This is a genomic window from Phenylobacterium sp., assembly GCF_030651755.1.
GTDB lineage: Bacteria > Pseudomonadota > Alphaproteobacteria > Caulobacterales > Caulobacteraceae > Phenylobacterium.
The window spans coordinates 34,800-54,003 of record NZ_JAUSBZ010000161.1 but is presented as its reverse complement, the minus strand read 5'-3'; the positions used below and the strand labels follow the sequence as shown (position 1 = coordinate 54,003).

The following is a 19,204-nucleotide window of genomic DNA, read 5'->3' as shown; positions in this document are numbered from 1 at the left end:
CTTCCAGGCCGGGCTGTTTGGCCAAGGCGCCCGGTCGGTGGATGACATCGGCATCAGCTTCCCTGGCGGCAAGATCCTGGGCAACGCCGAGAACGTCACGCTGCGCTTTGATCCGACCTATACCCAGATGGCGGTCGACGGCGCCCTCTAGCGCCCCGCTCGCCCCCGTAGCTGAGTACCCCTGATCGAGGTGACCGCCCCATGCGCCGATTGCTGAACGCTAGGCCGCGTGGCGGCGGTCGCCTCCTTCTGGGCCTCTTGCCCATCGCGATCCTGGTCCTGGTCTATTTGGTGGCCTCGCAGGCCCGCCACGCGGAAAACCCCCGCGATAAGATCCTGCCGACGCCCGCGGCCATGGCTCAGTCCATCCAGATCATGGCCCTGCAGAAGGATCCCCGAACCGACCGGATTCCCCTGGTGGCCGACACCCAGGCAAGCCTCACCCGGCTGGGAATCGCCGTCGGCGCCGCGGCCGCCACGACCCTGGTGCTCGGGCTTTCCATCGGCCTATTGCCCTATGCGAGGGCAGGCCTTGGTCCCCTGGTGGCCACCATATCGGTGATCCCGCCCATCGCCGTCCTGCCCATATTGTTCATTGTCTTTGGCTTAGGCGAGACCGCCAAGATCGTGCTGATCTTCGTCGGCATCACCCCCTTCATGGTCCGCGACCTCGCTTCCCACGTGGCGGCCATCCCCGAGGAGCAGATCGTCAAGGCCCAGACGCTGGGCGCCTCCACCTGGCTGGTGGCCCTGCAGGTCGCCCTGCCCCAGGCGATGCCGCGGCTGATCGACAGCGTGCGCTTCTCGCTGGGCCCGGCCTGGGTGTTCCTGATCTCCGCCGAGGCCATCGCCTCGGACGTGGGTCTCGGCTACCGCATCTTTCTGGTTCGCCGCTACCTGGCCATGGACATCATCCTGCCCTACGTCGCCTGGATCTCCCTGCTGGCGGTGATCATCGACCTTCTGCTGCTGACCTGGAGCCGCACCGCCTTCCGCTGGGCCCATGCCCCAGGGGGCCGCCGATGACCCCGGCCCTGTCGTTCCGCAATGTCTGGGTCGAGTACGGCGACCATGTTGTACTGGAGAAGGTCAGCCTGGACGTGGCGCCCGGCTCATTTGTCTCCATTGTCGGACCCTCCGGCGCTGGCAAGAGCACCTTCCTGCGCCTGGCGCTGGGCCAGGAAGCGCCCAGCCGCGGGGAGATACTGCTGGATGGGCAGCCCATCCCGGCCGAGCCCGGCCCTGACCGCGGCGTGGTCTTCCAGCGCTACTCGGTCTTTCCGCACATGACCGTGCTTCAGAACGTCATGTTCGGCGCCCGGTGCGACCAGGCGCCCTTCACCGGCCTGCTCACCGGCGCCAAGCGCCGCCAAGCCAAGGCCGAGGCCCTGGCGATCCTGGAGCAGGTGGGTCTCTCCGCCTCGCTCAAGGCCTTCCCGCGGGCGCTGTCAGGCGGCATGCAGCAGCGCCTGGCCATCGCCCAGGCCCTGATCACCAGGCCGCGCATCCTGTTGCTGGACGAACCCTTCGGTGCGCTAGACCCGGGGGTGCGCCTGGACATGCACGAGCTGATCACCGGCCTGTGGCGCGAGCACGGTCTGACCATCCTGATGGTCACCCACGACATCAAGGAGGCCTTCAAGCTGGGCACCCGGGTCATCGCGGTGGACAAGCGCCGTCACGATCCCCACGCGCCGCAGCGCTATGGCTCCACGGCGGTCTATGATTTCCCGCTGGACGACAAGCAAAAGACCGCGATCCCCAGGGAGATCGCGGCCATGGCGGGTGAGGTCTGAGCTCTGAGTTAGGCCAAGCTGGCGATATAGGCGCGCCAGCCGCCCAGGTGGGTGATGTCCGTCGCGCCCGCCAGCGCCCGGGGCTCGGCGACGAAGCCCTTCACCGTGGTCCCATCCTCCAGGCTCACCGTGCCGATCGCCAGGGGCGCGGGCACCTCGGCGGTGAACCCGCCGAAGCCCGCCACATCCAGCTCATAGACCTCGACCTCGATGGCGGCGCCGTCGGCCTCGCCCACGTGAATCAGGGCTGGTTTCGGCGGCGTCGTCTCGGCCATCGCATAAAGCCTATAGGCCGGCGCGGTGCGGGTGCGGGCCACCAGACGGGCGTCGCGGGAGGTGAGTTGCCAGTGCAGGGGCATGCCGGCCAGATGGGCGCCGACGACGCTCAGCTTCACGGTCTGCGGCTTTCCGGCGGTGTCGAGCTCAGGGACGGCGGGCATGGGACGGATCTCCTCATAGCGACGGGCGAGGTCGAGCAGGGCGGTGTCCGCCCAAGCCGGACCGATCAGGGTGACGCCAAAGCCGGTCCCGTTGTCCCGGTAGCCGGCCGGCACGGCGATGGCGCTCATGTCGAGCAGGTTCACGAAGTTGGTGTAGAGGCCCAGATTGGCGTTCAGCGCGAAGGGCTCGGCGAGCACTTCGCTGATCCGGTAGATGGTCGGCGCCGTGGGCAGCAACAGGACGTCGATGGTCTCCCACAGGGCCTGGGCTGTCCGGGCGTGGTCCTGCAGCGCATATAGGCCCTTGAAGGTCTCCAGGCCTGAGACGCCAAAGCCGGTCTGGACGATGGCCCGCACCACGGGGTGGACGGCGGCGGGCCGGGTGCGCAGCAGGTCCTCGATGGCGGCGGTGCGCTCGGCCACCCACGGCCCGGCATAGAGCAGTTGCGCGGCCTCCAGCAGGGGGGCGATATCCACCTCCACCAGGGTCGCGCCGGTGGCGGCCAAGCGGGCGATGGCCTGGTCGTAGAACCGCTCAGACGCCGCATCGCCCAGATAGTTGAGCTGGTCGAGGCGCGGCACGCCCATGCGATAGGCGGCTCCCAGAGCCGGCGCGGCCGGACCGGGCTGGCGGGAATAAGGATCGGCGGGGTCAAAGCCTGCGGCCACGGAGTCCACCAGGGCTGCATCGGCGGCGGTGGCGGTGAAGACTGTGATGCAGTCCAGCGACCGACAGGCCGGGACGAGCCCTGCGGTGCTCCAGCTGCCCTTGGTGGGCTTGAGGCCCACCAAGCCGTTGAAGGCGGCCGGCACCCGTCCAGAGCCGGCCGTGTCGGTGCCCAGCGCAAAGGCCACCAGCCCCGCCCCCACCGCCACGGCGCTGCCCGAGCTGGAGCCGCCGCTCACATAGTCGCGATTGAACACGCAGGCCGGGATGCCATAGGGCGTGCGGCTGCCCACCAGGCCCGTGGCGAACTGGTCGAGATTGGTCTTGCCCATCAGAACCGCGCCCGCCGCCTGCAGGCGCGCCACCACTGTGGCGGTCTCCTCCGGGGCATAGGCATAGGCGGGGCAGGCTGCGGTGGTGGGTAGACCGGCCACATCGATATTGTCCTTCACCGCAAAGGGCGCACCGGCCAAAGGCAGGTCCTCGCCGGCGGCCAGCCGGGCGTCCACCGCCCGGGCGGCGGCGAGGACGGCCTCGGCCTTTTGACGTTCGATCCAGGCCTGGGGCTGAACCGCGTCATAGGCGGCGATCCGCGCCAGGCTGTCGCGGGCGACGTCCTCGGCCGTTCGGCGGCCTGACCGGACCTCGGCGGCGATGGCGGCGACGGAGAGGCGGTCCATCCCAGACTCCTTCAGGTGGGTTCGACGGCGATCATCGGTGCGCCGGGCGCGATGGCCTGGCGTTCCTGGGCGTAGACCTGGCGGACGACGCCGGCGGTGGGGCTCGTCACATCGCACTCGGTCTTCATGGCCTCGATGATGGCGATGACCGCGCCCTTCTCGACCCGGTCGCCGGGCTGGACCAGCATCTTCCAGACGCTGCCGCCGAGCGGCGCTTCGACCAGTTCTGCGCCGTCGGGGACGATGATTTCCGGCGCCTCGGCCACATCATCGGCGGCGCTGGCCAGGGCCTCGACCCGAGCGAACTCGCCGCGGCGTTCCCACTCGGCGCGTTCAGCGTCGAAGGCGGTTTCGCGGGTCGTCTGGAAGGCCGCGATGCTGGCGGCGTTGTCGGCCAGGAAGCGGCGGTAGTCTGACAGGCGGAAGGTCTCGTGGTCGATGCGGATTTCGCGCCGCCCCAGCGGGAAGTCCCGACGCCACTCGGTCAGCTCCTCGTGAGACACGGGGAAAAACCGGATCTGGTCGAAGAACCGCAGCAGCCAGGGCTTGCCCTCGGTGAAGGCGTTCGTCTGGCGATAGGTGTTCCAGACCTGGATGGTGCGGCCAAACAGCTGGTAGCCGCCCGGCCCCTCCATCCCATAGATGCACATATAGGCTCCGCCGATACCCACCACATTGGGCGGGGTCCAGGTGCGGGCGGGGTTGTACTTGGTGGTCACCAGCCGGTGGCGCGGGTCGATGGGGGTGGCCACCGGCGCGCCCAGATAGACGTCGCCCAGCCCCATCACCAGATAGCGCGCGTCGAAGACGATGCGATGGACATCGTCCTCGCTGGCCAGGCCGTTGATCCGCCGGATGAACTCGATGTTGTCCGGGCACCAGGGGGCGTCGTCCCGCACCGAGGCCATGTACTTGTCGATGGTCTCGTAGATCGCCGGGTCTTTCCACGAGAGCGGCAGATGGACCACCCGGGAGGGGATTTCGAAGTCGTCGAGCCCGCCCAGCCGGTCTTCCGCGTCGGTGAGCGCCCGCAGCAGCTCGGCCTGCGACAGCACCCGGCTGTCATAGTGGACCTGCAGCGAGCGGATGCCCGGGGTGATGTCGATGACGCCTGGCAGCGCCATGGATTTCAGCTCGAGCATCAGGGCGTGGATGCGCAGGCGCAGCTCGAGGTCGAGCACAATGGGGCCGTACTCCACCAGCAGGTGGCGGTCCCCCTGGCGACGATAGACGGCGCGGGGTCGATGGCCGGCGGCCTCGATAACCCCGAGAATCGGGCTGTCGCTGGAAAGCACGGCGGGCGCAGGCGTCTGCGACGGGGCCGGCGGCGGGGCGCCGGCGATCAGAGCGTCCTGAGCTTTCTCTGCGGCCACGGCCTCATGGTCGCTGACCACCTGGAAGGTCACCGTATCGCCGGGCGCCAGCTGACCGGCCTTCCACAGATCGGCCTGGATAATCACGAAGGGACAGACAAAGCCCCCCAGGGACGGGCCGTCCGGCCCCAGGATGATCGGCATGTCGCCGGTGAAATCCACCGCGCCGATGGCGTAGGCGTTGTCGTGGATGTTGGAGGGCTGCAGACCCGCCTCCCCCCCGTCCCGGCGCGCCCACTGCGGCGTTGGCCCGATCAGCCGCACGCCGGTGCGATTGGAGTTGTAGTGGACCTTCCACGGGGCGCTGGCGATCATCGCCACGTCGGCCTCGGTGAAGAAGTCCGGCGCCCCATGGGGACCGGCCAGCACGCGCAGGCTCCAGGCCTTGGCGAGCGACGGCCGCTGATCCCACGCAAGCGACGCCCGCGGCGGCCCAATCAGGCCATCGCCGACCCGCAGGACGTCGCCAGCCGCCAGGGTGCGGCCGGCATGGCCCCCGAACCCGCCGAGGGTGAAGCTCGCCCGGCTGCCCAGATAGGCCGGCACGTCCAGCCCGCCGCGAACCAGGAGATAGGCCCTAAGCCCCGCCCCCTTCACCCGCCCGAGCTTCAGGGTCTGGCCGGCGGCGATCTGGAACGGGACGTAGGGCTCGATCGGCGCGCCATCCAGGCTCGCCTCAAGGGCGGCGCCGGCCAGGCAGACCGAGGCGGTGCGGTTGAACAGCAGGGTGGGGCCAAGGGCGGTGATCTCCAGCCCCGCGGCGGTCTCCATATTGCCCAGCAGGCGGTTGCCCAGTCGGAAGGCCAGGGCGTCCATCGGGCCGGATGGCGGGACGCCCACATCCCAGTAGCCCTGGCGGCCCGGATAGTCCTGGACCGTGGTCGCCGGCCCGCCGCTTAGCACACGGATGGTCTGAGGCTGGAAAGCGATGTCGGCGAGGGCTCGGGTCGAAACCTGGCCTGACACGAACGCCGCGCTGCGGGCCACCTGGCGCAGCCATTCCAGATTGGTCTCCAGCCCCGCCAGGCGCGTGTCGTCCAGGGCCTGCTGCAGGGCCGCCACGGCCTGTTCTCGATCCGGCGCGGTGACGATCAGCTTGGCCAGCAGCGGGTCGTAGAAGGCGCTAACCTCGGTTCCGTCCACTACCCAGGAGTCGGCGCGGACCCCGTCGGGGAAATGCGCCTCTGTCAGAACCCCGGAACTGGGCCGATAGTCCTGGCCCGGGTCCTCGGCATAGAGGCGGGCCTGGATCGAGGCGCCCTGGGGTCTGGCCTCGAAGCCCTCCAGGAACCCATAGTCCCCCGCCGCGCCGCGGATCATCCAGGCCACCAGATCGACGCCGGTGACCTGCTCGGTGACCCCGTGTTCGACCTGCAGGCGGGTGTTCACCTCCAGGAAGAAGAAGTCGTCGCGCTCGGCGTCATAGAGGAACTCCACCGTGCCGGCCGAGCGGTAGCGGGCCGCTGACGTCAGGCGCACGGCGGCCTTGATCAGGGCCTGTCGGGTGGCGGCCGGCAGATGCGGGGCCGGCGTCTCCTCGATGACCTTCTGGTTGCGCCGCTGGAGGGAGCAGTCCCGCTCGCCGAGCGCGACCACATGGCCCTGGCCGTCCCCGAAGACCTGGACCTCGATATGCCGGGCCTGGCGGACATAGCGCTCCAGGAAGACCCCGCCGTCGGAGATGTTGCTGCCCGCCAGGCGGCTGACCGCGGCGAAGGCCTCGGCCACGGCGGCAGCGTCCTCGCAGACCCGCATGCCGATGCCGCCGCCGCCGGCGGTCGCCTTCAGGATCACCGGGAAGCCGATCGCCCCGGCTGCAGCCAGCGCCGCGTCGGCGTCGGTGAGCAGGTCAGTTCCCGGCGCCAGCGGCACACCCTGGGCCTGGGCCAGGTCTCTCGCCGTGTGCTTAAGGCCAAAGGCGCGGATATTGTCCGGCGTCGGACCGATAAAGGCGATCCCGGCGGCCTCGCAGGCCTCGGCGAAGGCCACGTTCTCGCTCAGGAAGCCATAGCCGGGATGGATGGCCTGGGCGCCTGTGGCGCGGGCGGCGGCCAGGATGGCCTCGACGTCCAGATAGGACTGGGCCGCCGGCGCCGGCCCGATCCGCACCGCCTCATCGGCCTGGCTGACATGGAGGGAGCCGGCGTCGGCGTCGGAAAACACCGCCACCGAGGCCACGCCCATCTCCTTGAGCGTGCGCAGGATGCGGCAGGCGATGGCGCCGCGGTTGGCGACGAGAACCTTGGTGAACACTGGAACGACCCTGCTCAGGCGGCGATGATCATGCGCACCGGCGTCGGATTGAAGCCGTTGCAGGGGTTGTTGATCTGCGGGCAGTTGGAGACCACCGCCACCAGATCCATCTCGGCGCGGATGTCCACATAGAGGCCTGGGGCAGAGATGCCGTCCACGATGCCGAGCGCGCCGTCCGCCTCAACGGGGACATTCATGAACCAGTTGATGTTGGAGACCATGTCGCGCTTGCCCCGCCCGTGGCGGGCGTTGGCCTGCAGGAAGTTCTCGACACAGGCGTGCTGGCCCTTGGTGTGATGGCCATAGCGCAGGGTGTTGCTCTCGCAGGAACAGGCCCCGCCGATGGTGTCGTGATAGGCCACCGAGGTGCCCAGCACCGTGGCCATCGGGTTTCCCTCGTTCGACAACAGCACCGAGCCCGTGCGCAGGAAGATGTTGCCCTGGGCGGCGATGGTGTCCTGGGCGCTGTAGCGCTCGGCGTCGTCGGCGAGCGCGTACATCAGGAAGTCCACAGCCTGGTTGCCCTCCAGGTCGATGATTCGCAGCACCTCGCCCTTGCGCACCACATGGTCCCAGGGGGCCAGGGCGGGCACGATCTCGTCATGCAGCACAGGACCAGGCAGTCCGGCCAGAGCAGTGTCGGTCATGGCGGCGGCCCCTCTTAGCGACAGAAATAGTCTTCGACATTCAGAAAGGCCCGCAGGCCCTCCGGCGTCGCATTGCGGATGGGATCGTCCTGCGCTGTCACCGGCCCGCGCCAGGCGCTGACCCGCAGCGGGGTGACGCTGTACTCAGGGCGGGGGTCGCGAACATGCGGGCAGTTGGCCAGCACCACGATGACGTCCATCTCCGCTCGCAGGGTCAGGCTGCGACCGGGCGGATAGGGACCGACGTGGGTCTCCACCGCGCCGTCGGCGTCGATCTTAACGCCCTTGAACCAGTTGATGCAGGGATGGATGTCCTTACGGCCCAGACCGAACTTGGCCAGCGCCAGGGAGAAGCGGTCCCGGGCGTTGGGGTGGGGACCCCAGTTGTCACCTGATCCATAGCGTCGGGCATTGGAGGCCGCATTGGACGCGCCGCAGAAGGCGTCGTGGGTCTCAGCCCCGTCCTCCAGCAGGCTCATCATGACCCGCCCCATATCCGACAGCAGCAGGCGGCCCTGGCCCAGATAGGCGTTCCACTGCACCTTGACCGTGTCGGCGACATTCAGGCGCTCCACGGGGTTCTCGGCGTTGAACACCAGCATGGAGGCGCAGGCGTCGCCCTGCAGGTCGACCAGGCGCAGCCGCGCGCCGCGGTTCAGCCGCTTGGCGGCGTAGCCCCCGGCCCCGATCGTCTCTTCCCAGAGCATGTCGTCAGCCGCCACGCCGGCCGGGAGGTCGCTCGCCGCGCTCGGCGGCAGGGTCGGCATCGCCTCAATGCGGGTGGCGCCTTGCGCGCGGGCATGGGTCTGGGCGCCCTTGGGATCGGCGGTGGACGAGCCGGTCATGCCGCGCCTCCGGCGAGGGCGCTCTTGCCGCCGCGCCCGTGGGCGTGCAGCGGGGGCAGCAGGGCGCGGGTGGTGACCAGGCGGATCTGATGCACCCCACGGATCCGGCGGAGTTCGTCGCACAGCATATGCAGTCGCTCAGACGGTCCCTGGACGAGCAGCACCTCCAGGGACTGGTCGTCCTCCAGGAAGACGTGCTGCGAGGAGATGACCTCCTTGAGGAACAGCCCTTGCGCCTGGGCCAGGGCCTGGCGCACCCGGCCGCTCTCGGCCCGATAGATCAGGGTGATGGTCCCGGCCAGGATCGCCCCGTCCCGGCCCTCGCTGTGCTCGGCCAGCTCATGGCGAATCAGCTCGGCGATCATCTGCGAACGGCTGGGCAGGGCGCGCTCGGCCACCATCGCATCGAGCTGGGCCAGGAGTTCGGCCGGCAGGCTGACACTGAGGCGGGCAAGCTGGGAAATCGGTTCCACGGTCATGAGGCGATCTTGGCTCTAGTATTACGTTCGTCAATTTTCGTAATACCGATTGCCCCGACGGTCCAGGCCGCGCCTGCGACTTGGGCGCCCCGGCCGCTGCGGCGCCTAGCAGACGGGCGCCGCTTCGCAGGACAGCCCATCGGCCCGGCGCAGGCTCTTGTCGGACTTGTTCGATAAGCCCGCCAGGCTCAGTCGGGCGAGAGTGATTGGCGTAGGCCAATAACCCCCCTACCCTGCGCCGAACCGCCGCCGTAGCGCGGCACAGTTTTCAAGAGAGTCGCATGACCGATTCGCCGCCGACGAGCCCTACCGCCGAGGCGCCCGAAAGGCGCACCTTGATTCAGCGGTGGTGGTTCGATGTCGTCCTCTGGAAGCGCATCCTGCTCGCCCTGGTCCTTGGGGTGATCGCCGGGCTGCTGCTCGGGGAACAGGCCAACGCCATCAAGTGGGTCGGCGATCTCTTCGTACGCCTGATCCGAATGATCGTCGTGCCTCTGGTCTTCGTCTCCATCGTCGCCGGCGTGGCGGGCATGGGTGATCCCAAACGGTTGGGCTCCATCGGCGGCAAGACCATCTTCCTCTACCTGCTGACCACCGCCATCGCCGTCGGCGTCGGCATGGCCATGGGGCTGCTGTTTGGGCCAGGCCAGGGCGTCAACTTCCAAGGCGTGGCCCCCGAGGTCGTCGGTTCAGCGCCGCCGGTCCGTGACCAGCTGCTGGGCATCGTGCCGCTCAACCCGATCGGGGCCCTGGCCAGCGGCGATATCCTGGCGGTGATCTTCTTCTCGTTCCTTGTGGGCGCCGCGATCCTGGCGCTCGGGGAAAAGGCCGACCCGATTCGCAAACTGTTCGACGCCGGTGTCGACGTCATCCTCTACATTACCCGCGTGGTGATGGAGGTCGCGCCCTTCGGCGTCTTCGCCCTGATGGCCTGGGTCATGGGGACAGCGGGACTTGGCGTCTTCTACAACATCTTCCTGATGGCGGCGGCCCTCCTCTTGGGCTGCATCCTCCATATCGTCCTGGTCCACGGCGGCATGCTGAGGCTGCTGGCCGGCCTGCCGATCTGGCCCTTCTTCCGCGACATCCCCGATGCGGTGATGGTGGCCTTTTCCACCTCCTCCAGCGCGGCGACCCTGCCGGTGTCCATGCGGGTGGCTGAGAAGAACCTGGGGGTCAGCCATACGGTGGCCTCCACGGCCCTGCCCCTGGGCACCACCGTTTCGATGGACGGCACGGCCCTCTATATCGGCCTGCTGGCCATGTTCACCGCCCAGGCCTTCGGCATCGAGCTGACCCTCAGCCAGTACTTCCTGGCCGCCCTGACCACCATCCTGGTTTCCGTGGGCACGGCTCCCATCCCGTCGGCCTCGCTTTTCATGCTGGCGGCCGTACTGACCACCATGGGCGTTTCACCTGAGCAGACCGCCCTTGTGGTGGGCTTCGTCCTGCCCTTCGACCGCCTGCTGGACATGACCCGCACGGTCGCCAACGTCACCTCCGACCTGGCGGTGGCCGTCACCGTCGCCAAGTGGGAAGGTGAACTGGATGAGGAATCCTATCTCGCCAAGCCTGTCGAGTGAGGGTTCGACTCCATAGGGCCTTGCGACCAGGCGGTTCATGACCGAACTAGGGGTCCATGCCTGCTGTCACGCCTGAACTCTTCCTGCTCGTCACGGGCGTGCTCCTCCTGACCACCGTTCTGGCGGGCACCCTTTCCAGCCGGTTCGGGGTGCCCGCTCTGATCGGCTTTCTGGCGCTCGGCATGCTGGCGGGATCGGACGGACCAGGCGGCATCGGCTTCGCCGACTACCAGGTCGCCCAGACCATCGGCGTGGCCTGCCTGATTTTCATCCTGTTCTCCGGGGGGCTCGACACCCCCTGGAAGGCGGTCCGGCCCGTCCTGACGCCAGCCTTGGTCCTGGCCACGGTGGGGGTCACCATCAGCGCCGGCGTCGTCAGCCTGACAGCCATTCTGCTGCTGGACTTCAGCCTCCTGCAGGGCTTCCTGCTAGGCAGCGTCGTGGCGTCGACCGATGCGGCGGCCGTCTTCGCCGTCCTGCGCAATCAGGAAACCAAGCTTCGCGAAGACGTCCTGGCCCTGATCGAACTGGAGAGCGGCTCCAACGATCCGATGGCCATCTTCCTGGTCGGCATGGCGTTGGCCCTCATCGCGGTTCCCACTACGCCCCTGCTGAACTTTGTGCCCGACTTCATGCTGCAGATGTTCCTGGGCGCGATGGTCGGTCTCCTGATCGGATATGCCTTCACCGTCATCCTGGCCCGGGCCAAGCTTCGACAGGGCGGCCTGTTCCTGGTGGTTTCGGTGGCCGCAGCCCTGCTCGCCTTCGGACTGGCCGGGGTCCTGACCGGGAGCGGATTCCTGGCCGCCTATGTGGCCGGGGTGCTTGCGGGCAATCGCGACTATCCGGGCCGCAAGGCGGTGTCGCAGTTTCAGGATGGCCTGGCCTGGCTGGCTCAGGTGGTGATGTTCCTGACCCTGGGTCTGGTCGTGTTTCCCCATCAGTTGCCAGGAGTCGCCTTCGAGGGCTTGGCGATCACGGCGGTGCTGATGCTGGTGGCGCGACCAGCCAGCGTCTTCATCAGTCTGGCCCCGTTCCGCCGATTTGACTGGCGGGCCAAGCTGTTCGTCTCCTGGGCAGGTCTGCGCGGCGCCGTACCCATTGTCCTGGCGACTTTCGGCATCGTGGCCGGCGTGCCGGACGCCCAGGCGATGTTCAACATTGTCTTCTTCGTCGTGCTCGCCTCCAGCGTGATTCAGGGACCCACAATCGGCCTGCTGGCCAAGCGGCTCGGCCTGGACCGCAAGACAGCGTCAAAAGCGCCAAAGGCCGAGGCCCCGCCCGCCTCGCCGCCGGTCGCCAAGGGTGAGGAGACAACCGCATGAGTCGCCCCGAACTCGCGGCGTTGATCGGGACGGCCCGCAACATCGTGGTCTTCACCGGCGCCGGTATTTCGACGGAGTCTGGCATTCCTGATTTCCGCAGTCCTGGGGGCGTCTGGAGCAAGATGAAACCCATCTACTTCCAGGACTTCGTCGCCAGTGAAGAGAGGCGCCGGGAGGCCTGGACCCGCGCCTTCGCCGGCCGCGCCGGTTGGACCGGGCGCGAGCCCAACGCCGGCCATCACGCCGTCGCCCGCCTGGTGGCGCGGGGCCAGGTCGGCGCGGTCATCACTCAGAATGTCGATAATCTCCATCAGGCCTCCGGGGTGCCGGATGAGAAGATCATCGAGCTGCATGGCAACGCCAGCTACGCCACCTGTCTGGCCTGTGGCCTGCGACACGAACTGCCTCAGCTGAAGCATGAGTTTGAGACCACGGGCGACGTCCCGACCTGCCGGGAGTGTGGCGAACTGGTGAAGACCGCCACCATCTCCTTTGGTCAGGCCATGCCCGAGAACGAGATGCGAAGGGCCCGCGCCGCCACCCTCGCCTGCGATCTCTTCCTGGTGCTGGGCTCGTCCCTGGTGGTCTATCCGGCCGCGGAGTTTCCCCTGCTGGCCAAGCGGCGCGGGGCCGCCCTGGCCATCGTCAACCGGGAACCCACCGACCAGGATGATGTCGCCGACCTTGTGGTCCACGCCGAGATCGGCCCCACCCTGAGCCAGATCGTGCTGGGCGACAGCTGATCAGCTCTGTTCGGGCCAAGGGGGCTGCGGATCGTCGTCGGCGCAAGCCTTGTCCATCTGCGTAAAGTGATCGCCCCGATCAGTGGCCTGCAGAACGGGTGCGGGTGCGGCCGCCGCCCGGGTGGCGATGTCCGCGCCCTCCACGAGGGTTCGGTGAACCGGACACTTTTCGGCGATCTCTATGAGCCGGGAGGTCTGATCTGCATCCAGGTCGCCCTCCAGCCCGATCTCGCGGACAAAACGGTCGCGGGCCTTGGCCGAGCGCGCCTTGTGGGTCACCTCGACGCTGACCCGCTCAAGCGGCAGGCCTTTGCGGTCCGCATATAGGCGCAGCGTCATGGCCGTACACGCGCCCAGGGCCGCGCCGAGCAGGTCATAGGGGCTTGGCCCCGAATCCAGACCGCCCACGTCGCGGGGCTCGTCGGCGACAAATCGGGCGGTACCCGCCTGAACCAAGACCTGAAACTTGCCGGCGCCAGTCTCCTCCACGCGCACGGCCTCACCTGTGGGCGCTTGGTCTCCTGTCCCCGCCGTCGTGAGGTAGCGGGCGGCCCAGGCGGCGATCACGCCGGCGGCGTAGTCGGAGTCGGCCCGGTCGGTCAGCAGGTGGTCGGCGTCATCAAGGGAGATGAAGCTCTTGGGATGGCGGGCGGCCACGAAGATCTCGGTGGCGTTGTCGATCCCCACCACCTCATCCCGCGGCGCATGCAGGATCAAGAGGGCGCGCTTCAGGTCAGCGATCCGGCGAGCCTGGTCCTGTTTGGCGAGGTCGTTGATAAACCCGGCGCCCAACTCAAAGCTACGGCCAGCGATCGTCACCGGAACCGGCCCGCCCGCAGCAGCCGAAGGCGCGCCCTCGACGTGGCGCAGCACATGTTCGGCCGAGGCCGGCGCATTCACCACTGCGACCGCTCGCACGGTGGGACACCCGCCTGCGGCGGCCAGAACCGCGGCCCCGCCGAAGCTGTGGCCGACCAGCACCTGCACCTCATGACCGGCGGCGTTCATCGCCTCGACCGCACAGACCACATCGGCCACATCGCTTGACAGACCCTCGCCGAAGGCGCCCTCGCTGTCCCCCAGGCCGGTGAAGTCGAATCGCAGAACCCCGATCCCCGCCTCCGCCAGGGCCCGACTGATCCGAACCGCGGCGTGCGAGCGCTTGTCGCAGGTGAAGCAGTGGGCGAAGACCCCGTAGGCCCGCGGCGGCGACAGTCCGGTCTCCAGGACCCCCGAAAGCCGCCGCCCACTGGAATTTTCGAAATCGAATCTCGCGGCGGGCATGGCGGCTCCTCAGGCGGTGTCCAACGGTGTCGAGGCTCTCCCTGACCAGCTTAACGCCTCGCAAGCTGGTCAGGGGCCGTTGTGGTCGTCCGGCCTAGCCGCCAAGCTGATCCAGCAGGTACTCAGCCGAGGAGACGCGGAATTCACCAGGCTCTTCGACGTTCAGGGATTTCACCACCCCGTCCTCAACGATCATGGAATAGCGCTGCGACCGCTCGCCCATGCCGAACTTGGTCGCGTCCATGGTCAGACCCACGGCGCGGGTGAATTCGCCGCTGCCGTCGGCCAGCATCATGATGTCGTCACCCACCGCCTGTGACTCGCCCCAGGCCTTCATCACAAAGGCGTCGTTGACCGAGAGGCAGGCGATCACATCAACGCCCTGGCCCTTCATCGCCTCGGCCTTGTCCACGTAGCCCGGCAGGTGACGCGCCGAGCAGGTCGGGGTGAAGGCGCCGGGCACCGCGAACAGGGCGACGCGCTTGCCCTTGAAGACGTCGTCGGTGGAAACCGGCTTGGGGCCGTCCAGGGTGGCTTGGGTGAGGGTGACGGCGGGCAGCTTGTCGCCAACATTGATGGTCATGGCCGTGCTCCTGAATGAGTCGCCGGGATGGCGCCAGGCAAGCACATAGCGGTTTGGTCCGTCCCTTCAACCTCGTGGCGCCGGATGGGTCTTGAAAGGGCCGCCTTCGACCACCCACTATAGGACATGGCTCACATTGACCCGCATGGCCCCACGCACGGCGCCTACCTCTCAGGCCAGCTGCTGATCGCCATGCCCGGCATCGGCGATCCGCGGTTCGAGCGGGCTGTGGTGCTGGTCTGCGCCCATGATGACGAGCATGCCATGGGGCTGACGGTGAACCGCCCGGTGGACGGACTGATGCTCGCCGACCTCCTTGAGCGCCTGGAGATCGAGCCAGACTCCGAATCGGCCTCAGGGCTGGATGATCCCATTCTGATCGGTGGTCCGGTCGAGCGCGAGCGGGGCTTTGTCCTGCATACCTCGGACTACCGCAACGAAAGCAGCCTGCCCGTGGGCGAGGGTCTGGCCCTGACGGCCACCCGCGAAGTCCTGGAGGTGCTGGCCCACGGCCAGGGCCCCCGGCGCAGCGTCATGGCGCTCGGCTATGCCGGCTGGGGCGCGGGACAGTTGGAGCAGGAGTTGCGGGACAATGTCTGGCTGACCTGCGCCGCCGACGAAGTCCTGCTGTTTGGAGACGACCACGACCACAAATGGTCAAACGCCCTGGCCAAACTCGGCATCGATCCTGGCCTGCTGTCGGCCGCGGCGGGCCGAGCCTAGATCGTCCTGCGCCGAGGCCCGGCGCGAGCCTTAACCGCGGGCCTTCACGGGCGCCGCGCCATCGACATAGCTCTCGTTGAGATAGACCTCGGCCTCTTGGGCCGAAAGCGCCGGGGCGTAGCCGAAACCCTGGCCATAGTCGCACCCCAGGGCGAGTAGCTGACGGGCCATGCCGGCGTTCTCCACCCCTTCGGCGACGACCTCAAGATCGAGGTCCTGGCCAAGCTTGACCACCGACGAAACGATCTTGGCCGACCCCTCATCGGTGCCCATGGTCCGCACGAAGTAACGGTCGATCTTCAGGGTGTCGAACGGCAGACGCGTCAGATAGGACAGGGACGAAAACCCGGTGCCGAAATCGTCCAAGGCCAGGGCTGCGCCGGCCTGGCGGAGGTCGCGCAGAATGATAGCCGCGCGGTCAGGGTCGCGCATGACGTCTCCCTCGGTCACCTCCAGCTTCAGGGCGCCGGGAGGCAGGCCGGTTTCGCGCAAAATACGGACCACATTGGCGATGAGATCGGGATGATCGATTTCGCCAGTGGAGAGGTTCACCGCCACGGTCAGCTCTCCGGCCGCCCGGTGGTCACGGCGCCAGACTGCAAGTTGGGCCGCAGCTTCCCGCATCATCAGGGAGCCGAGGGCGTTCATCAGCCCCATCTCTTCGCACAGGGGCAGGAACTGATCGGGCATCAGGAGACCCCGACGGGGATGGCGCCAACGCACCAGGGCTTCAAACCCCGACAGGGCGCCGGTCGAGAGGCGTACGATCGGTTGGTAGAAGGCCGTCAGCTCTCCGCGGCCGATCGCGCCGCGCAAATCGCCCTCAAGGGCCAGCCGCGACAACCCATCGCTCTCCAGGGCGCGACCATAGGCGGCCGCGCCGCCCCGTCCCCCGGTTTTGGCGGCTTCCACCGCAAGCTCGGCCCGGCGTAGGAGTTCAGCCGCCTCCGGCGCCTCATCGCCGCCCCGCGCCCGCACAGCGCCCACGGACAAAGTCGGGTGGATGTCGAATCCGGCCACCCGCAAGGGACGCTCCAGGGCGTTGCGCAGCACCTCGCTGGCCGACACCTCGGCGACCTTGGCCAGGACGCTGAACTCATCTTCGCCGACCCGGGACAGGAGGGAGCCTGGGGGGAAGGCTGCAGCCAGGCGGGAGCCGAGAGCGGCCAGGACCAGGTCGGCCCGCTCATGCCCCAGGGCTTCGTTCAGGCGGCGCAGACGGTCGAGATCGGCGACCACCAGTTCGTACTCGCCCGGCTGCTGCAGGTGCTCGCGGGCGCGCTGGATGAAACTCTTGCGGTCCAGGAGACCGGTCAGGTTGTCGAGGTCGGAAGCGGCGAACTTGGTCTCGGCGGCGACCACGCCCGCGGCGCGCACGCCTTCCTCAAGCCAGATCCCCCGCCAGATGCAGACTCCGCCGCCCCGCATCCGCAGACGCACGGCGATCTCGGTTCCCGGCTCCTGCACCCGCAACACTTCCTCGGCCCGGGCGCGGTCCTGCGGCAGGGCCAGGGCGCGGATGGCGGCCGAAGAGCATTCCGGCGCAAGGGGACCAAGGCCAAGGGCGCGCGAGGCCCCCGTCAGACGCAGGCGGTCGCTCTCGGGCTCCCAATGCCAGAGCACCACATCGGCCGCGCCTAGCGCTTCCAGCGTGCTCGTGGCGTCCCATATCCAACGATCGCTCGCCATGGCCTCTCTGGGGCGCCGGCGTAGGACGCCGGCTAAACAGAAACTCTCAGTTCCGGCCCCTCGTCCCGCAAGCGGGGCGTAGTCATGCCGAACAGGACATGATCTCGCCAAACGCCGTTAATTTTCAGATAAGCCTTGGCGAAACCCTCCTCCTCGAACCCCGCCTTGGCCAGCAAACTCCGGGAGGCGGCGTTGTGCGGCAGGCAGGCGGCCTCCAGGCGATGGAGTCCCAGGGTGTTGAAGGCGAATCCATTGAGCGCCCTTGCCGCAGCGAGGGTCAGTCCTCGGCGTGTAAAGGCCTGGCCGCACCAGTAGCCCACGGTGCCCATCTGGGCGACGCCGCGGCGGACATTGGAAAGGGTTATGCCCCCGGTCAGGGCGCCGTCGGACTCCCGGAACACCAGGAAGCTGTAGGCGACACCCGCCTCCCGATCCCGGGCGTAGGCCGCCAGCCGGCGGCGGAACGCGACCCGAGTGAGATCATCGGCCGGCCAGGTCGGCTCCCAGGGTTGCAGAAAGGCGCGGGACGCGGCCCGCACTTCGCGCCATTCGCTATAGTCGGCGGCCCGAGGGGGACGAAGGAGAACCCCTTCGCCGTTCACCCGCAGTCCGCCTTCCAGCGCAATCCAGTCCAGCAAGGCCATGATGCGATTGCCGCTCCGATTGGCTCGCCCGTCAAGTCAGAGGAGGACGAAGAAGGCGACTATGGGTGCGAAAGCCGCCGGGTTTGAGAGCCGAACGCCCGCAACCCGGCTCTGAGTTCCACAGGATGGCGGGTCCGGGCCGGGCTTGAAGCGCGAACCGGCCCTTCAACCTGGAGCTTGATCGACCAGACCCTAGCCAAACAGGGTCTGCCTGAACGCCTTCGCCGCCCCGGCGGCCTGCCGGGGCCCGAGGACCGAGACCGCCACTCGACCACTGGCGCGCAGGCCATCACCTAGCCGTGCGAGGTCCTCAAGGCTGACCCGCTCGATCCCTGCAGCGATCTCCGCAGGCGGCAGGGGCCGATCAAACAGCAGGAGCTGAGCGGCGGTCTGTTCGGCCCGGGCTAGGGGCGATTCGCGCATCATGAACATCGCGCCCTTGATCTGGGCCTTGGCGCGGGCCAGTTCGACAGCGGTGACCGAATCTCCAAGGCCGGCGATTTCTGCGGCGGCGACCTTGGCGAGCTCGGTCGCGTCCTTGGCGGCGCAGCCGGCGAACACGCCGAGCACGCCCTGATCGGCATAGGTCTCGCTGTAGGCGTCGACGGCGTAGGCCAGGCCGCGCTTCTCCCGGGCCTCCTGGAACAGGCGCGAGGCCATGCCGCCCCCGAGAATTTCCGCAAAGAGCCTTAGGACGAAGTAGTCCGGGTGGCTGACCCCGACAGCGGGCAGCAGGAACACCAGGTTGGCCTGCTCCAGCGGCTTGGCGGCCACCGACTCCCCCCCCTGGAAGGTCGCATCGGGGGATGTGGCGCCCTCGTCCGGCGCCGTGGCGGCTCCAAAATGCTGCTCCGCCAAGTCGAGGAGTTCGGCCTCTTCCACGGCGCCCGCGGCGCTGACCACCAGGGCGGCGGGGTCATAGAGGCGCGCCCGCCAGTCGGCGAGGCTTTGGGGTTCGGCCCCTCCGATGGAAGGGACAGTGCCCAGAATGGAACGGCCAAGGGGCTGATCGCCATAGGCCGCCGTTTGGGCCATTTCGAAGACCAGGTCGTCGGGGGTGTCGGCGGCCTCGGCGATCTCCTGGCCAACCACCTGCTTTTCCCGGGTGAGGTCCTGGGTGTCCAGCCGGGGCGCCAGCACCAGATCGGCCAGAACCGCCGCCCCGAGCGGCAAACCCCCGGCCAGGCAGCGGACTTGAAAGCTCGTGCGTTCATACCCCGTTGCGGCGTTGATCTGGCCGCCCTGGGCCTCGATCGCCTCGACGATCTCCATGGCCGATCGCTGGCCCGCGCCCTTGAAGACCATGTGTTCAAGGAGATGCGACCAGCCTGACCGGGCCTCGTCCTCGAACCGGGCGCCACGCCCGGCGACCACGCAGAGCGCGCTCGTCTCCAGGCCGGGCATAGGGTCGCAGACAACCCGGACGCCATTTGACAGACGATGTACCGAC

At 68.2% G+C, this 19,204-nt stretch carries 16 protein-coding genes and 1 pseudogene; 7 read left to right on the top strand and 10 right to left on the bottom strand.

Features of this window, described 5'->3' with window-relative positions:
* From Q7V15_RS16040 to Q7V15_RS16030, 3 genes and pseudogenes are all read left to right on the top strand, one after another.
* Positions 1 to 151: pseudogene (locus Q7V15_RS16040) on the top strand (lipid kinase); the annotation flags it as partial.
* 50 nt (positions 152 to 201) lie between these two features.
* The gene (locus tag Q7V15_RS16035) at positions 202 to 1,026 is read left to right on the top strand and encodes an ABC transporter permease (protein WP_304756844.1); all 825 of its coding nucleotides are present in this window, start codon (positions 202 to 204) and stop codon (positions 1,024 to 1,026) included.
* Positions 1,023 to 1,796 carry an ABC transporter ATP-binding protein gene (locus Q7V15_RS16030; RefSeq protein WP_304756843.1) on the top strand — a complete coding sequence of 258 codons (774 nt, stop codon included), beginning with the start codon at positions 1,023 to 1,025 and terminating at the stop codon, positions 1,794 to 1,796. The genes Q7V15_RS16035 and Q7V15_RS16030 overlap by 4 nt, the downstream gene beginning before the upstream one ends.
* Before the next feature lie 8 nt (positions 1,797 to 1,804).
* Here the strand turns inward: Q7V15_RS16030 and atzF are convergent, their stop codons facing one another.
* From atzF to Q7V15_RS16005, 5 genes are read right to left on the bottom strand one after another with little or no spacing between them, the layout of a single operon-like run.
* Positions 1,805 to 3,583: an allophanate hydrolase gene (gene atzF, locus Q7V15_RS16025; RefSeq protein WP_304756842.1), complete on the bottom strand. Its 1,779-nt coding sequence runs from the start codon at positions 3,581 to 3,583 to the stop codon at positions 1,805 to 1,807.
* An 11-nt stretch (positions 3,584 to 3,594) separates the two neighbouring features.
* On the bottom strand, positions 3,595 to 7,209 hold the full coding sequence (gene uca / locus Q7V15_RS16020; RefSeq protein WP_304756841.1) for an urea carboxylase: 3,615 nt from the start codon (positions 7,207 to 7,209) through the stop codon (positions 3,595 to 3,597).
* Between the two features lie 14 nt (positions 7,210 to 7,223).
* Positions 7,224 to 7,856 (bottom strand): urea amidolyase associated protein UAAP2, encoded by a 633-nt coding sequence (locus tag Q7V15_RS16015; protein ID WP_304756840.1) that lies wholly within the window; start codon positions 7,854 to 7,856, stop codon positions 7,224 to 7,226.
* Positions 7,857 to 7,870: 14 nt separating this feature from the next.
* Complete coding sequence (locus Q7V15_RS16010; RefSeq protein ID WP_304756839.1) at positions 7,871 to 8,701, bottom strand: urea amidolyase associated protein UAAP1; 831 nt, start codon at positions 8,699 to 8,701, stop codon at positions 7,871 to 7,873.
* Complete coding sequence (locus tag Q7V15_RS16005; RefSeq protein WP_304756838.1) at positions 8,698 to 9,180, bottom strand: CopG family ribbon-helix-helix protein; 483 nt, start codon at positions 9,178 to 9,180, stop codon at positions 8,698 to 8,700. Before Q7V15_RS16005 ends, Q7V15_RS16010 begins: the two co-directional genes overlap by 4 nt.
* Positions 9,181 to 9,461: 281 nt before the next feature.
* Here Q7V15_RS16005 and Q7V15_RS16000 point away from each other — a divergent pair, with 281 nt between their 5' ends.
* From Q7V15_RS16000 to Q7V15_RS15990, 3 genes are read left to right on the top strand one after another with little or no spacing between them, the layout of a single operon-like run.
* Positions 9,462 to 10,763, top strand: coding sequence for a dicarboxylate/amino acid:cation symporter (locus Q7V15_RS16000; RefSeq protein WP_304756837.1), 1,302 nt, complete (start codon positions 9,462 to 9,464; stop codon positions 10,761 to 10,763).
* 56 nt (positions 10,764 to 10,819) lie between these two features.
* Complete coding sequence (locus Q7V15_RS15995; RefSeq protein ID WP_304756836.1) at positions 10,820 to 12,088, top strand: potassium/proton antiporter; 1,269 nt, start codon at positions 10,820 to 10,822, stop codon at positions 12,086 to 12,088.
* A complete protein-coding gene (locus Q7V15_RS15990) occupies positions 12,085 to 12,831 on the top strand; it encodes a Sir2 family NAD-dependent protein deacetylase (protein WP_304756834.1) in 747 nt (248 codons plus the stop codon). Before Q7V15_RS15995 ends, Q7V15_RS15990 begins: the two co-directional genes overlap by 4 nt.
* Here Q7V15_RS15990 and Q7V15_RS15985 read toward each other — a convergent pair whose 3' ends face one another.
* Both Q7V15_RS15985 and Q7V15_RS15980 read right to left on the bottom strand, forming a co-directional pair.
* On the bottom strand, positions 12,832 to 14,115 hold the full coding sequence (locus Q7V15_RS15985) for a bifunctional alpha/beta hydrolase/OsmC family protein (protein WP_304756833.1): 1,284 nt from the start codon (positions 14,113 to 14,115) through the stop codon (positions 12,832 to 12,834).
* Positions 14,116 to 14,209: 94 nt separating this feature from the next.
* The gene (locus Q7V15_RS15980; RefSeq protein ID WP_304756832.1) at positions 14,210 to 14,698 is read right to left on the bottom strand and encodes a peroxiredoxin; all 489 of its coding nucleotides are present in this window, start codon (positions 14,696 to 14,698) and stop codon (positions 14,210 to 14,212) included.
* 126 nt (positions 14,699 to 14,824) lie between these two features.
* On the opposite strand from Q7V15_RS15980, the gene Q7V15_RS15975 reads away from it, so the two are divergent.
* A complete protein-coding gene (locus Q7V15_RS15975; protein ID WP_304756831.1) occupies positions 14,825 to 15,421 on the top strand; it encodes a YqgE/AlgH family protein in 597 nt (198 codons plus the stop codon).
* A 30-nt stretch (positions 15,422 to 15,451) separates the two neighbouring features.
* Here the strand turns inward: Q7V15_RS15975 and Q7V15_RS15970 are convergent, their stop codons facing one another.
* From Q7V15_RS15970 to Q7V15_RS15960, 3 genes are all read right to left on the bottom strand, one after another.
* The gene (locus Q7V15_RS15970; RefSeq protein WP_304756830.1) at positions 15,452 to 17,110 is read right to left on the bottom strand and encodes a bifunctional diguanylate cyclase/phosphodiesterase; all 1,659 of its coding nucleotides are present in this window, start codon (positions 17,108 to 17,110) and stop codon (positions 15,452 to 15,454) included.
* A 32-nt stretch (positions 17,111 to 17,142) separates the two neighbouring features.
* Positions 17,143 to 17,754 (bottom strand): GNAT family N-acetyltransferase, encoded by a 612-nt coding sequence (locus tag Q7V15_RS15965; protein ID WP_304756829.1) that lies wholly within the window; start codon positions 17,752 to 17,754, stop codon positions 17,143 to 17,145.
* 192 nt (positions 17,755 to 17,946) lie between these two features.
* Complete coding sequence (locus Q7V15_RS15960) at positions 17,947 to 19,158, bottom strand: pitrilysin family protein (RefSeq protein ID WP_304756828.1); 1,212 nt, start codon at positions 19,156 to 19,158, stop codon at positions 17,947 to 17,949.
* Positions 19,159 to 19,204: the final 46 nt, after the last annotated feature.